This is a genomic window from Cellulophaga sp. 3_MG-2023, assembly GCF_030546975.1.
Lineage (GTDB): Bacteria > Bacteroidota > Bacteroidia > Flavobacteriales > Flavobacteriaceae > Cellulophaga.
Genome location: NZ_JAUOPS010000001.1, coordinates 1,060,011 through 1,073,149, shown reverse-complemented (window position 1 = coordinate 1,073,149; position 13,139 = coordinate 1,060,011). Strand labels below are relative to the sequence as shown.

Annotated in this window: 17 protein-coding genes; 3 read left to right on the top strand and 14 right to left on the bottom strand. The window is 30.9% G+C overall.

Features of this window, described 5'->3' with window-relative positions:
- Nucleotides 1-133: 133 nt before the first annotated feature.
- The 7 genes from Q4487_RS04610 to Q4487_RS04580 all read right to left on the bottom strand — a co-directional run bounded on the left by Q4487_RS04610 (nt 134) and on the right by Q4487_RS04580 (nt 5,136).
- Entirely contained in the window at nt 134-358 is a 225-nt protein-coding gene (locus Q4487_RS04610; protein ID WP_013551418.1) for a DUF2795 domain-containing protein, read from the bottom strand.
- 134 nt (nt 359-492) lie between these two features.
- Nucleotides 493-1,068 (bottom strand): cob(I)yrinic acid a,c-diamide adenosyltransferase, encoded by a 576-nt coding sequence (locus Q4487_RS04605; protein WP_100895595.1) that lies wholly within the window; start codon nt 1,066-1,068, stop codon nt 493-495.
- Nucleotides 1,065-1,421, bottom strand: coding sequence for an SdpI family protein (locus Q4487_RS04600; protein ID WP_303541368.1), 357 nt, complete (start codon nt 1,419-1,421; stop codon nt 1,065-1,067). The genes Q4487_RS04605 and Q4487_RS04600 overlap by 4 nt, the downstream gene beginning before the upstream one ends.
- Before the next feature lie 5 nt (nt 1,422-1,426).
- Nucleotides 1,427-1,558 carry a hypothetical protein gene (locus Q4487_RS04595; RefSeq protein WP_286142029.1) on the bottom strand — a complete coding sequence of 44 codons (132 nt, stop codon included), beginning with the start codon at nt 1,556-1,558 and terminating at the stop codon, nt 1,427-1,429.
- A gap of 32 nt (nt 1,559-1,590) precedes the next feature.
- On the bottom strand, nt 1,591-2,064 hold the full coding sequence (locus tag Q4487_RS04590; protein ID WP_303541371.1) for a hypothetical protein: 474 nt from the start codon (nt 2,062-2,064) through the stop codon (nt 1,591-1,593).
- Between the two features lie 11 nt (nt 2,065-2,075).
- Complete coding sequence (locus tag Q4487_RS04585) at nt 2,076-3,950, bottom strand: ABC-F family ATP-binding cassette domain-containing protein (RefSeq protein WP_303541373.1); 1,875 nt, start codon at nt 3,948-3,950, stop codon at nt 2,076-2,078.
- Nucleotides 3,951-3,963: 13 nt separating this feature from the next.
- A complete protein-coding gene (locus Q4487_RS04580; protein WP_303541375.1) occupies nt 3,964-5,136 on the bottom strand; it encodes a DUF4105 domain-containing protein in 1,173 nt (390 codons plus the stop codon).
- Between the two features lie 171 nt (nt 5,137-5,307).
- On the opposite strand from Q4487_RS04580, the gene Q4487_RS04575 reads away from it, so the two are divergent.
- On the top strand, nt 5,308-6,069 hold the full coding sequence (locus Q4487_RS04575) for a phosphatidylcholine/phosphatidylserine synthase (RefSeq protein WP_303541377.1): 762 nt from the start codon (nt 5,308-5,310) through the stop codon (nt 6,067-6,069).
- A gap of 18 nt (nt 6,070-6,087) precedes the next feature.
- On the opposite strand, the gene lptB is transcribed toward Q4487_RS04575, so the two are convergent.
- The 4 genes from lptB to Q4487_RS04555 all read right to left on the bottom strand — a co-directional run bounded on the left by lptB (nt 6,088) and on the right by Q4487_RS04555 (nt 9,037).
- Nucleotides 6,088-6,828, bottom strand: a complete 741-nt coding sequence (gene lptB, locus Q4487_RS04570; RefSeq protein ID WP_034645320.1) for an LPS export ABC transporter ATP-binding protein — start codon at nt 6,826-6,828, stop codon at nt 6,088-6,090.
- A 64-nt stretch (nt 6,829-6,892) separates the two neighbouring features.
- Nucleotides 6,893-7,249 (bottom strand): carboxymuconolactone decarboxylase family protein, encoded by a 357-nt coding sequence (locus Q4487_RS04565; protein ID WP_100895601.1) that lies wholly within the window; start codon nt 7,247-7,249, stop codon nt 6,893-6,895.
- Nucleotides 7,230-8,072 carry a twin-arginine translocase subunit TatC gene (gene tatC, locus Q4487_RS04560; protein WP_100895602.1) on the bottom strand — a complete coding sequence of 281 codons (843 nt, stop codon included), beginning with the start codon at nt 8,070-8,072 and terminating at the stop codon, nt 7,230-7,232. The genes Q4487_RS04565 and tatC overlap by 20 nt, the downstream gene beginning before the upstream one ends.
- Nucleotides 8,072-9,037, bottom strand: coding sequence for an SIS domain-containing protein (locus Q4487_RS04555; protein WP_100895603.1), 966 nt, complete (start codon nt 9,035-9,037; stop codon nt 8,072-8,074). The genes tatC and Q4487_RS04555 overlap by 1 nt, the downstream gene beginning before the upstream one ends.
- A 194-nt stretch (nt 9,038-9,231) precedes the next feature.
- On the opposite strand from Q4487_RS04555, the gene recQ reads away from it, so the two are divergent.
- A complete protein-coding gene (gene recQ / locus Q4487_RS04550; protein ID WP_100895604.1) occupies nt 9,232-11,433 on the top strand; it encodes a DNA helicase RecQ in 2,202 nt (733 codons plus the stop codon).
- A 77-nt stretch (nt 11,434-11,510) separates the two neighbouring features.
- Here recQ and Q4487_RS04545 read toward each other — a convergent pair whose 3' ends face one another.
- From Q4487_RS04545 to Q4487_RS04535, 3 genes are read right to left on the bottom strand one after another with little or no spacing between them, the layout of a single operon-like run.
- Nucleotides 11,511-11,822, bottom strand: a complete 312-nt coding sequence (locus Q4487_RS04545; RefSeq protein ID WP_330400351.1) for a CCC motif membrane protein — start codon at nt 11,820-11,822, stop codon at nt 11,511-11,513.
- 9 nt (nt 11,823-11,831) lie between these two features.
- Nucleotides 11,832-12,158: a CCC motif membrane protein gene (locus Q4487_RS04540; protein WP_100895606.1), complete on the bottom strand. Its 327-nt coding sequence runs from the start codon at nt 12,156-12,158 to the stop codon at nt 11,832-11,834.
- Nucleotides 12,159-12,176: 18 nt separating this feature from the next.
- A complete protein-coding gene (locus Q4487_RS04535; protein ID WP_368411505.1) occupies nt 12,177-12,425 on the bottom strand; it encodes a DUF2752 domain-containing protein in 249 nt (82 codons plus the stop codon).
- Between the two features lie 163 nt (nt 12,426-12,588).
- On the opposite strand from Q4487_RS04535, the gene Q4487_RS04530 reads away from it, so the two are divergent.
- Nucleotides 12,589-13,134 carry a Smr/MutS family protein gene (locus tag Q4487_RS04530; protein WP_303541386.1) on the top strand — a complete coding sequence of 182 codons (546 nt, stop codon included), beginning with the start codon at nt 12,589-12,591 and terminating at the stop codon, nt 13,132-13,134.
- Nucleotides 13,135-13,139: the final 5 nt, after the last annotated feature.

Below are 13,139 nucleotides of genomic sequence, written 5' to 3'. Positions count from 1 at the left end.
CGTAAAACTGCGGAATGTAATTTCTTACGCAAAAGGTATTCCAGTTTTTAAAAATGTACAAATAGCCACCTGCGTCTGCCAAAATTACATAAAAAAAAAGCCTCCGAGGAGACTTTTTTGTGTATTTCTTTATTTAATATTCATCCTCGTTCCAGAGGTAATCTTCTTCTGTAGGATAGTCAGGCCATATCTCCTCAATAGATTCGTAGATTTCTCCACCTTCTTCTTCCATAGATTGTAAATTTTCTACAACTTCTAATGGTGCACCAGTTCTAATGGCGTAATCTATTAATTCATCTTTGGTCGCTGGCCAAGGCGCATCACTTAAATAAGATGCTAGTTCTAATGTCCAATACATGGTAATAGTTAATTTTAATTTTTTGCAAAAATAAATTTTTAAACAAGAAAAGCAAGTTTTTTTGTAGTTTTTTAATTTATTTTTTTAAAATTGTTGATATTCAATATGTTGATAACGTTGTAAAAAAGTAAATATTAGACTTTTTTCTCAGGAATCCATTTTATTTCGGTTGCATCCAAGTCTTTTGATAGTTTTCTTGATAATACAAATAAGTAGTCGGATAACCTATTGATAAATGACAAAACATTTGCTTCAAAAGGTTCGTTCTCATTTAAATGTGATGCTAAACGTTCTGCTCTACGACAAACAGTACGCGCAATATGACAGTATGACACGGTTGTGTGTCCGCCAGGTAAAATAAAATGTGTCATCTGTGGTAAAGATTCGTTCATTTTATCCATTTCTAACTCTAGTAACTCTATGTCTGTATTACTAATTTTTTCAATATTTAGGCGTTCTTTGCCGTTTTTAAGCACCATTTTTTCTGGATCTGTAGCTAAAACAGCACCAACAGTAAATAACTTGTCTTGTATGGTTGCAATAACATCTTTATAGTGGTTGTGTATCTCTTGGTCACGTATTAATCCCATCCAAGAATTTAACTCGTCTACTGTACCGTAAGACTCTATACGTAGGTGGTGTTTTGGAACTCTGGTGCCACCAAATAGGGCAGTAGTACCTTTATCTCCTGTTTTTGTATATATTTTCATTTATTATTTTCTTTAAATTTTGAGTCTATAGCTTTTTCTACCTTTAAAATTAAAGTAATAACACTTGTAAGCAGTAAAACTATACCTATTAAAATACTTATTTCTTTATTAGGTTGATATATTATACTTAATAACGAAAGTAAAACAAGTACAAAACCAATTTTTATAAGTTGTATTGATGCATATTTTTGCGCAAAATTCCACCTGTTTTGGTTTAACATAGACTTGCTAGTTCTGTAACCGTAAATACTATTTATTTTTTTAGGAGGAAATTTAAGTTGAAAAAGTCCTAGAAGTATAAAAATACAGCCAGAACCAAACGGAATATGAAATAAAGGGTTACTAAAATCCAAATAGCTTATTCTTTACGTTTGTAATTGTCCATAAATTTACGCGACTTTCTCTCTTTACTTTTCTTTTTGTTTTTAAAGTTTATAACAAGAAAAATAACAAGTACAATTCCGCCAACAATAAAAGTAGTATAGTCCATTTTATTTTTTTTCTAAATTTAAAAATACAGTATTATAATCTAATTTTAAAATGTTCTTTTGCTTGCTCTTTTCTGAAAAATACAGCAGCGCCATAAAAAACATCTACGGTAACAGTAACATTTTTAAGTAATTTTATTTGTTCCCAAGTTTCTTTTGTCTGTTTGCTACTGTAAATATTATCAACAAAAACCATAGTGTTGTTATGGTAGTTAATAGCGGTAAACTTATCAAGATCAGGATAATTTAAATATCCAAAATCTACACTAGTTTTTGTATAGTTTAAATTAGTTGTTATATTTTTTTTGAGCTTTTCTGATGCTACAAAGGCCGTTTTTATTTTAAAATAGGCAATACTTTTAAGTACAACATTATAGCTTTTGTTAGGGTGTGTCTTTTCTTTACTATATAAACATTTGGTTACGTAATTATATATAAAAGGCGAGTGTACTCCGTGCTGATTTGTTGCTTTTAGCAAAAATTGTAAATGAGCAATAAACTGAAACATAAAATTAAAATCTAACCTTCAACAATTGCAGAAAGCTCAAACCAGCGTTCTGTTTTTGTCTCAATTTCGTCTATAACAAGTTGTAAATCCTTAGATAAAGCATCAATTTCATCACCACTAAGGTTAGCGTCAGAAAACTTATTTTGAAGCTCAGTTTTTTTCTCTTCTAGCTTCTTTATTTTATTTTCTATGTTGTTGTATTCTTTTTGCTCTTGAAAAGATAGTTTATTGGTTTTACCTTCTGTCTTCCAAGATTTTTTTTCTGTTTTAGCTTCCTTCTCTTTGTTCTCTCTGCTTTCTAATACAGCGCTATCCTCATAAGATCTAAAGTCTGAATAGTTTCCAGGAAAATCTTCAATAACCGCATTGCCTCTAAATACAAATAAATGATCTACAATTTTATCCATAAAGTACCTATCATGCGATACTACCAATAAGCAACCAGGAAAGTCCATTAAAAAACTTTCTAAAACGTTTAGCGTTACAATATCTAAATCGTTTGTAGGTTCATCTAAAATTAAGAAATTAGGATTTTGTATAAGTATTGTACATAAGTATAATCTTTTACGTTCTCCACCACTTAGTTTCTCAACAAAATCATACTGTTTTTTTCTATCAAACAAAAAACGTTCTAACAATTGCTGTGCAGAGATTTGATGCCCTTTTTTAAGCGGAATATAATCTCCAAACTCGCGTATAACGTCTATAACTTTTTGGCCTTCTTTTATTTTTATTCCCTTTTGCGTGTAGTACCCAAACTTAATAGTTTCTCCTACAATTACTTTACCGCTGTCTGGTTGGTCTGTGCCTGTAATAATATTTAAAAAGGTAGATTTTCCGGTACCATTTTTACCAATAATTCCAATACGTTCTCCTTTTAAAAAGTTGTATTCAAATTTATCTAAAATAGGTTTGTTTGGATAGGATTTAGAGATTTTAACAAGCTCCATAATTTTACTACCCATACGTTCCATATTAATCTCTAGCTCTACCTTATGTTCTTTTCTTCGTTGGTGAGCTTTGGCTTTAATATCGTTAAAATCGTCTATTCTAGATTTAGATTTTGTAGTTCGTGCTTTAGGTTGTTTACGCATCCAACCTAGTTCTTTTTTATATAAAAGTTTAGATTTATGGTGTTCTACAGCTTCTTGTGTTAAACGAGCTTCTTTTTTTTCTAAATAATAAGAGTAATTACCTTTGTAAGGGTAAAGAGTATTATTATCTAACTCTATAATTTCGTTACAAACACGTTCTAAAAAATAACGGTCATGCGTAACCATAAATAAAGTAATATTTTCTTTTGCAAAATACTCCTCTAGCCATTCAATCATTTCTAAATCTAAATGGTTGGTAGGCTCATCTAAAATTAGTAAATCTGGTCTGTTTATAAGCGCATCTGCCATAGCTAAACGCTTTTTTTGTCCTCCAGAAAGTAAGCCAACCTTTAAGGTAACATCATCTAACTTAAGTTTAGATAAAATTTGTTTGTATTGTGTTTCAAAATCCCAAGCTTCAAACCTGTCCATAGCATCAAAAGCTAATTGGTATTTGTCTGCATCTTCAGGATTAGCTAATGCTTTTTCGTAATCAGCAATTACCCTTAAAACTTCATTGTCAGAGGCAAAAATAGTTTGTTCTATAGTTAAGTCTGGATCCATATTAGGCTCTTGCTCTAAAAATGAAACTCTAGTTCCTTTCCTATAGTTTACTTGTCCGCTATCTGGAGTGTCTTTACCAGATAAAATATTTAAAATAGATGTTTTTCCACTTCCGTTTTTAGCAATAAGAGCAATTTTTTGGTCTTTGTTTACACCAAAAGAAATGCCTGAAAATAGAGCGTGTTCTCCGTAAGATTTTGATATGTTTTCAACCGTAAGTAGGTTCATTTGCGAGTGTTATTTATTTTGTTTTTTGCCAAATAAATATATATCTAGTGGCAAGAGATAGCAGTATAGGAATAAATACTGGATGAAATTTTTGAATTCCGATTAGTTGCACAACAGGTACAATTAATAATAATATAAGTAAAAATATGCTGTATTTGTGTAGTTTAGATGCTGTATTTTCTTTTTTAAGTAGAAAAAATAAAGCAATTAAATTAAACGGTACAACCCATAGTAAATTAAAGTTATTGGTTGTTGCTGTGTGGTCAGTGGCAAACCAAAGTAAACTTAAAACAATACCTGTTATGCCAGTAACAAACAATAAAAAACCGTCTAACCATTTAGACCATAAATGGTTTTTAAAATCTATGTAAGTTATAAATAGGACTAAGGCAAAAAGTAAAATAGACCAAAACATTGGGGTTACTAAAAAATTAATACTGTCTACTTTTTTGTGTTCCTTTAAAATTATTCTGTTAGACAATACCAAAGGGTTACCTTTAATAGTGCTGTTATTTAGTTGAGACCATACATAGTCTGGTAAAAATGTATGCTGTAAAGCTGTAGCTTCTTTGTCTATTTTAGAGCCAAGAGCTAAATCAATACCAAAGCTAGACCAAGTATTTGTACTTAGCTTTTGATCTAATAATTCTCTAAACGTATATTTTTTTTCTAAATAATCTTCTTTAAAATTAATGTCTTTACCAATAGATATGTTTAAAACATCAACAATTTTAGTAGCACAATTGTTATACAAATAATCATATAAATAGTCTCTGTTCTCTGGTTTTACGTTTTTTTCTAAATAATTATAAAGCTGTTTTTTTTGATCGATATTTAAATTTAAAACTTGTTCTTTAACACCTCTTTTGTCATATTGATATTCATATAAAAACCTAGAAAAGTCTTGTTTGCTAACCTTAAAAAGTAACCTTCCTTTAACAAAGTTTAGGTAAAAATTAGGAGCATTAAAATCAAAAATACCATAATTATAAACCTTATCTGTTCTAGTAACAGGGTCCCAAACTCTAATGGCACTATGGCCAAAAATAGAATACAACTCACTACCAGGAGCACAAGTTAATACACTAATTTGAGCGTTCTTAGATATTGAGCTATTTTGCGAATATCCAAAAGCAGAGCAACTCAATAAAAGTATAAAAACGATAGATTTAATGTAATTTTTCAAGCTCATTATTTTTTAGAAGTAACAAATATCGAACAAATTAGCAGAACTGCCGTATGGATTTTAAAAAAGCAGCTTTTTAAATTGTTTTTTTTAAAGAAATACTATTTTTACCAACGCAACTAATATTACCGTATTTTTGATGACTACAGAAATACTATTAAATAAATTAGAATGAAAAAGCATATACCAAACTTAATTACCCTTTTAAATTTATTTTGTGGCTGTTTAGCGGTTCTCTTTGCTGTACACGGACTTTTTGAGATGGTAGCTCTTTTTGTGTTTTTAGGTATATTTTTCGATTTTTTTGATGGTTTTGCAGCTCGCATGTTAAAAGTACAGAGTGAGCTTGGTTTGCAATTAGACTCTTTAGCAGATATGGTTACAAGTGGTGTTGTACCAGGTGTAGTTATGTATAAATTGTTGTTAATGGCTACTACTGGCGGATGGAGTTCATCTATGTTTACAGCTACAGAAAGTGGTTTTCATACTTCTGTTTTTACAGTTTCATCTGTAATTCCCTTTTTAGGATTTATAATAACTTTAGCATCTGGTTATAGATTGGCTAAATTTAATATAGATGAAAACCAAACAGAGTCTTTTATAGGAGTGCCAACACCAGCAAACGCGTTATTAATTATATCATTACCATTAATATTAGTTTATCAAAACTATCCTGTTTTAAACGATTTAATTTTAAATCAATGGTTTTTATTAGCGATAACAGCTTTAAGTGCATTTTTACTAAATGCTAATTTACCTTTATTTGCCTTAAAGTTCAAAACGTGGAATTTTAAAGACAATGCAATACGCTATATCTTTTTAATACTTTGTATTGTATTAATAACAACACTAAAGTATTTAGCAGTACCAATTATAATAGTAGTTTATGTGCTATTATCTACGTTTAGTAAATTGGCAATAAAAAAAGCCTAAACTAAATAGAGTAGTGGTTTAGAAATCTATTTTAGTTTTACGTAGTTCAAAGTTTTGACCAAGGTATACTTGCCTTACCATTTCATCAGCGGCTAGTTCTTCTGGTTCTCCAGATTTTAAAATACCACCTTCAAACATAAGATAAGACCTTTCTGTAATGGCAAGAGTTTCTTGTACGTTGTGGTCTGTAATTAGGATACCAATATTTTTGTTTTTTAACTGAGCAACAATGCGTTGTATATCTTCTACCGCAACAGGATCTACACCTGCAAATGGTTCATCTAGTAATATAAATTTTGGATCTGTGGCTAAAGCGCGTGCAATTTCTGTACGTCTGCGCTCTCCACCAGAAAGCAAATCTCCTCTGTTTTTACGTATGTGCCCTAAACTAAACTCTTCAATAAGAGACTCCATTTTCATATGTTGCTCTTTTTTACTCAGTTTTGTAAGTTGTAGTACACTTAAAATATTTTTTTCAATACTAAGTTTTCTAAAAACTGAAGCCTCTTGTGCCAAATAACCAATTCCGTTTTGTGCTCTTTTGTACATAGGAAATTGTGTAATATTCATATCATTTAAATAAATATTACCGCCATTTGGTTTAACAAGCCCAACAATCATATAAAAAGAAGTTGTTTTACCTGCACCGTTAGGGCCTAGTAAACCAACAATTTCTCCTTGGTTAACTTCCAAAGATATACCTTTTACTACTTGTCGTCCTTTATAGGACTTCATAATATTGTCTGCTCTAAGCTTCATTTTTTCCATAGAATATCCAAATCTAAGTTATTCTTCTTGTAAACAGAGAAGATTTACCGTTTTTTTAACCTTCTTGGTTAGCCTCTATAGCTTCCCAATACTCGTGTGCGCGTCTTAAATGTGGAATAACAATACTGCCACCAACAAGAGTTGCAATACTAAGGGTTTCCATAATTTCTTCTTTATTGGCACCTTCTCTGTGCGAACTCTCTAAATGATATTTTACGCAATCATCGCAACGTAAAACCGCAGAAGCAACAAGTCCAAGTAACTCTTTAGTTTTTACATCTAAAGCTCCTTTACTATATGCGTTAGTATCAAGATTAAAAATTCTATTGATAACCTTATTTTTATCTGCTAATATTTTATCGTTCATTTTAGAACGATATTCGTTAAACTCTTTAACTGGATTTTGTGACATTCTTACCTAACTTTTTTGCTTCATTTTTTAATACTCTTCTAGAAATATAAATACTAATTTGATATAGTATTATAACGGGTATTGTTACTACAATTTGACTAGCAACATCTGGTGGTGTTATAACAGCAGCAACTATTAATACTACAACCAATGCTATTTTTCGGTGTTTTTTAAGTACCTCTGGAGTAACCAAGCCTACTTTAGTTAAAAAGTATATAATTATAGGAAGCTCAAACATAATACCACATGCAATTACGGATGCTTTTACGGTAGATATAAAAGAGCTTAAATCAAATTCATTTAATACCTCTTTACTAACTTGGTATGTACCTAAAAAGTTAATAGAAAAAGGAGTTACAATGTAGTAACCAAATAGCACACCAGAGAAAAATAAAAATGATGCAGCAAAAATAAATCCTTTAGAGTTTTTTCTTTCTTTTTCGTATAAACCTGGGCTAATAAAACGCCACATTTCATATAAAATATACGGAAAACCAAGTATAAAACCAGCCCAAATAGATGTCCATATATGAGCAGAAAATTGCCCAGCCATAGTTCTACTTTGTATAGTAAAAGGTAAAGTTTCTGCACAAAAGCTAGATTCCATTCCAAAATAAGTAGCTAAAGAACAAAAGAATTTATAGGTAGGAAAATCCATTTTCTTAGGACCTAGTAAAACCGTGTCAAAAATAAATTCTTTCATTGCAAAAGCAACAACACCAATAATTACTACGGCTAATGTAGACCTTATTAAATGCCATCTAAGTTCTTCTAAATGGTCTAAAAAGGACATTTCGTCCGGACTTTTTTTATTTTTTGCCATTATAAAATGCCTTCGTTTACTAGGTTATGTAAATGTAACAAACCAACATATTTGTTATTTTCTAAAGCTACTAACTGTGATATTCCTTGCTGTTGCATTAGTTCTAAAGCATCAACCGCTAAAACGTCTGTATTTACTGTTTTTGGACTTTTAGACATGATATCTTTAGCAGTTAAATTACCAATATTATCATACTTGTTAAGCATACGTCTTATATCACCATCAGTAATAATACCAACAACCTCATTGTTTTCTATAACAGCTGTAGCTCCAAGCATTTTCTCAGAAATTTCTACAATAGCTTGCTTTACAGGAGTATTTGAAGTAACCTCTGGTTTTTGGTTATTTTTTACAATGTCATTTACACGTAAATATAGTCTTTTACCCAAAGCTCCACCTGGATGATATTTAGCAAAATCTTTACTTGTAAAACGTTTTAGTTCTAAAAGAGATACTGCAATAGCATCACCAATAACCAATTGTGCAGTTGTACTAGTGGTAGGGGCTAAATTATTTGGGCAGGCCTCTTTTTCTACATATGTGTTTAGTACAAAGTTAGACTGTTGCGCTAAAAAAGAATCTGTATTGCCTGTCATTCCAATTAATATATTACCACCTCTTTTTATTAATGGAACCAAAACTTTAATTTCTGGTGTGTTACCACTTTTAGAGATGCAAATAACCACGTCATCTTTTAAAACAGTACCAAGGTCACCGTGTATTGCATCTGCAGCATGCATAAATATAGATGGTGTACCTGTAGAGTTTAAAGTAGCTACTATTTTTTGTGCAATAATAGCGCTCTTTCCAATACCAGAAATTATTAATCTGCCTTTAGAATTGTAAATGGCATTTACAGCATCTGTAAAATTGGAATCTAGTAGGTTAGATAAATTTTTTATGGCATCAGCTTCATTAGAAATTGTACGCCTTGCAATATCTAGAATTGTTTTGGAGTTGCTCAATGTAATCTTAAATTATGTGTTCTTTTAAAAAAGATGTATTATCTTTAAGAATACAAAATTACGTAAACTTATTTTTATGTGATACAGTAATTTGATGGAAATTAAAATTGACTTAAATTTTGTTTGGATTCCTAAAATTTGAGTATCTTGAAATTTATTTTATAAAAACAGGAATACAACCATTATAATATACTATGAGTAATTCTAAGATTGATTTGCATGCTTCCTTAAAAAAGTTTTTTGGCTTTAATAAGTTTAAAGGTCTTCAAGAAGATGTTATCAATAACTTGCTTCAAGGTAATAATACATTTGTAATAATGCCTACTGGCGGAGGAAAATCTCTCTGCTATCAATTACCTGCTCTAATGCAAGAGGGTACTGCTATTGTAGTTTCTCCCTTGATTGCCTTGATGAAAAACCAAGTAGATGCCATACGTGGTATATCTTCTGAGCACGGTATAGCACACGTTTTAAACTCTTCATTAACCAAAACACAAGTAAAAGAGGTTAAAGAAGATATTGTAAATGGTGTAACTAAAATGTTATATGTAGCTCCAGAATCTTTAATAAAAGAAGAGTATGTTGAGTTTTTAAGATCTGTAAAAATTTCTTTTGTTGCAGTAGATGAAGCTCATTGTATATCTGAGTGGGGACACGATTTTAGACCTGAGTATAGAAACTTAAAAAGCATTGTTGGTAGGTTAGGAGATGATATTCCTATGATAGGTTTAACAGCAACAGCTACACCAAAAGTACAAGAAGATATTGTTAAAAACTTAGGTATTACTGATGCTAAACTTTTTAAAGCGTCATTTAATAGGCCTAATTTATTTTATGAAGTACGACCAAAGACATTAAATATAGAGGCTGATATAATTCGTTTTGTAAAACAAAACATTGGTAAATCAGGAATTATTTATTGTTTAAGCCGTAAAAAGGTTGAAGCATTAGCGCAAGTATTACAAGTTAATGGTATTAGTGCAGTGCCTTACCATGCTGGCTTTGATGCAAAAACAAGATCTCGTTACCAAGATATGTTTTTAATGGAAGAGGTAGATGTTGTGGTTGCAACTATAGCCTTTGGTATGGGTATAGATAAACCAGACGTACGTTTTGTAATACATCATGATATTCCTAAAAGTTTAGAGAGTTACTACCAAGAAACAGGTAGAGCAGGTAGAGATGGAGGAGAAGGGCATTGTTTGGCTTTTTATTCTTATAAAGACATAGAAAAGTTAGAGAAGTTTATGTCTGGTAAACCGGTTGCAGAACAAGAAATTGGTAATGCACTACTACAAGAAGTTGTTGGTTTTGCAGAAACATCTATGTCTCGTAGAAAATTTATTCTTCATTATTTTGGAGAAGAATTTGACGAGGTAAATGGCGAAGGTGCAGATATGGATGATAATACCCGCACACCAAAAGAAAAAGTAGAAGCAAAAGAAAATGTGGCTAAACTTATAGGTGTTGTACAGGGAACTAAAGAAAAATTTAAGTCTAAAGAAATAGTAAATACTTTAATAGGTAAAAAAAATGCATTAATATCATCTCATAAAACAGATGAAAAACCATTTTTTGGCATCGGTAAAGATAAAGATGCTGGTTATTGGATGGCTTTAATACGGCAAACATTAGTAGCTGGTTATTTAAAAAAGGAGATAGAACAATACGGTATTTTACGTGTAACTCCAGCCGGAGCAGATTACGTTAAAAACCCTACTACTTTTTTAATGACAAAAGATCATGTGTACAGTCAAGAGAATGATGATGCTATTGTTAGTGCAGCAAAAAGTTCTGGCGGTGTAGCAGATAAAGAATTATCGTTATTATTAAAGCAATTAAGAAAATCCGAAGCTAAAAAACACGGTGTACCTCCGTTTGTAGTATTTCAGGATCCTTCTATAGAGGATATGGCGCTTAAGTATCCTATTAATATGGAGGATATGCTTAACATACATGGTGTAGGTGAAGGTAAAGCAAAAAAATATGGAAAGCCATTTTTAGCACTTATTACAAAATATGTAGATGATAATGATATTGTTCGTCCAGATGATTTGGTTGTTAAAAGTACAGGTGCAAATTCAGCTTTAAAATTATACATTATACAAAATGTAGACCGTAAGTTGCCATTAACAGATATAGCAGACGCTAAAGGTTTAGAGTTAGCAGAGCTGATAAAAGAGATGGAACAAATAGTATATAGTGGTACAAAACTAAATATTACTTATTGGGTAGATGAAACTTTAGATGAAGACCAACAAGAGGAAATACATGATTACTTTTTAGAAGCAGAGTCAGACAATATAGATACTGCTATAGAGGAGTTTGATGGTGACTATGAAGATGAAGAGTTACGTTTGTACAGAATAAAATTTATTAGCGAAGTAGCTAACTAGTTTAAGAATAAGTTTAAAGTAAAAAATCCCAAAACCTAAGTTTTGGGATTTTTTTATAATTAATATTTAAGAATAATTTAGTATTGCACACCATCCATACTTCCTGCTGTTATAGCAGCAATTATTACTCCAAAGTAAAGAATAGTAAATAATAATATTACGCAAGCTAGTACTAAGCCAACTATAGATAGTATTCTACCAGTATTGGCACTATCTACGCTTATATATTTGTCAGGATTTTCTTCAAATAATTTTTTTGCAGATTTTGCTTTTGCAAAACCAATAAATGAAAATATAGCACCAAAAGGTCCACAACAAAAAAGTGTTAATACAATACTTAATATTCCCATTGTTAAGGCGCTACTAGCACCTGGTAATTCTTCTTTCATAATTTTAATTTATTGTCCAGCTTCCATTTGGTCCATAACATCTTGCCATTGGTTCATACCTTCTTCAAGACCGCCAGTTGCAATAACATAAACCCATCTAATAATCATTAATACGTTTAAAATAACAGCTATTAAAGCTACAATTTTACCTGTTTTAATTTGTCCGGCATTGTCATACCCGTCAGGGTTTTCAGCATAAATTTTTTCGGCTTTAGTTGCCATAAAGTAAGCAATAGCAGACGGTATAATACCCAAACCTGCTAAACAACAGCATAAGTAACCTAGTACGCCTAATACTATAATCATTGTGCCATTTGGTAATTTTTCTTGTTCCATAATTTTAAAAGTAATTGGTTAAATAAATTTATATATATAATTAGTCAATATTAATAAGACATTAATAATGGCTAAGGCAGTTATTATTCTGCTTGCATTCTTTATTTTGTAAAAATAGTTTACTGCTACAAACGCAAATAAAAATAACAGAGAATAGATTGCTGGGTACATTTGAAAAGCACCACTAAAATCTCCCTGTAATATTAATGCTATAGATCTTTGTATACCGCAACCGGGGCAGTCTACACCTAAAAGCTTCTTGTTCATACAAGGAAGCATGTACTCATTAATATTAAATTCTAGTCTTGGTAGCAGCATTTAGGCTTGTAATCTATTTTTGAACTGGAAAAATACTACTATTTTTGTGGAAAGAAAATAAACGTCTTATTATTTTTTAAAAATTAAAGGATAAAAGATGTAAATATTAGGTATGAAAAATTTTAACATTGGTGATAAAGTAGAGGTTTTAGATGACACTATTTCTGGGGTAGTTACTGCTGTAGTTGGTGGTAATGTTACTATTGAAACTGATTTGGGTTTTGAAATATCTTATCTAGAGAAAGAGCTAATTAAAATTGCAAATGCAGATACAATAAGAGTATCTAATTATGAAGTAGCTAAAATTAAACAAGAAAAGGAACAACCAAAACGTAAAAATAAGCCTGCTATAAAACCAAAAGAGCGTAATATTCCCAAGATGGAAGTTGATTTACATATTAATCAGCTTGTAAAGTCTAGCAAAGGAATGGGTAATTTTGATATGCTTAATTTACAGCTAGAAACTGCTAAACGCCAATTAAACTTTGCTATTCAAAAAAGAATACAAAAAGTTGTTTTTATACACGGAGTGGGTGAGGGAGTGCTTAAGGAAGAATTGCAATACCTGTTTAATAAATATGATAATTTAAAATTTTACGATGCAGATTATCAAAAATACGGATTAGGAGCTACCGAAGTTTATATTTATCAGAATTAAAATTT

Coding starts and splice junctions, on each gene's coding strand:
- Q4487_RS04610 (WP_013551418.1), bottom strand. CDS start 358: ATGTATTGGACATTAGAACTAGCATCTTATTTAAGTGATGCGCCTTGG.
- Q4487_RS04605 (WP_100895595.1), bottom strand. CDS start 1,068: ATGAAAATATATACAAAAACAGGAGATAAAGGTACTACTGCCCTATTT.
- Q4487_RS04595 (WP_286142029.1), bottom strand. CDS start 1,558: ATGGACTATACTACTTTTATTGTTGGCGGAATTGTACTTGTTATTTTT.
- Q4487_RS04590 (WP_303541371.1), bottom strand. CDS start 2,064: ATGTTTCAGTTTATTGCTCATTTACAATTTTTGCTAAAAGCAACAAAT.
- Q4487_RS04585 (WP_303541373.1), bottom strand. CDS start 3,950: ATGAACCTACTTACGGTTGAAAACATATCAAAATCTTACGGAGAACAC.
- Q4487_RS04575 (WP_303541377.1), top strand. CDS start 5,308: ATGAAAAAGCATATACCAAACTTAATTACCCTTTTAAATTTATTTTGT.
- lptB (WP_034645320.1), bottom strand. CDS start 6,828: ATGAAGCTTAGAGCAGACAATATTATGAAGTCCTATAAAGGACGACAA.
- Q4487_RS04565 (WP_100895601.1), bottom strand. CDS start 7,249: ATGTCACAAAATCCAGTTAAAGAGTTTAACGAATATCGTTCTAAAATG.
- tatC (WP_100895602.1), bottom strand. CDS start 8,072: ATGGCAAAAAATAAAAAAAGTCCGGACGAAATGTCCTTTTTAGACCAT.
- recQ (WP_100895604.1), top strand. CDS start 9,232: ATGAGTAATTCTAAGATTGATTTGCATGCTTCCTTAAAAAAGTTTTTT.
- Q4487_RS04545 (WP_330400351.1), bottom strand. CDS start 11,822: ATGAAAGAAGAATTACCAGGTGCTAGTAGCGCCTTAACAATGGGAATA.
- Q4487_RS04540 (WP_100895606.1), bottom strand. CDS start 12,158: ATGGAACAAGAAAAATTACCAAATGGCACAATGATTATAGTATTAGGC.
- Q4487_RS04535 (WP_368411505.1), bottom strand. CDS start 12,425: ATGAACAAGAAGCTTTTAGGTGTAGACTGCCCCGGTTGCGGTATACAA.
- Q4487_RS04530 (WP_303541386.1), top strand. CDS start 12,589: ATGAAAAATTTTAACATTGGTGATAAAGTAGAGGTTTTAGATGACACT.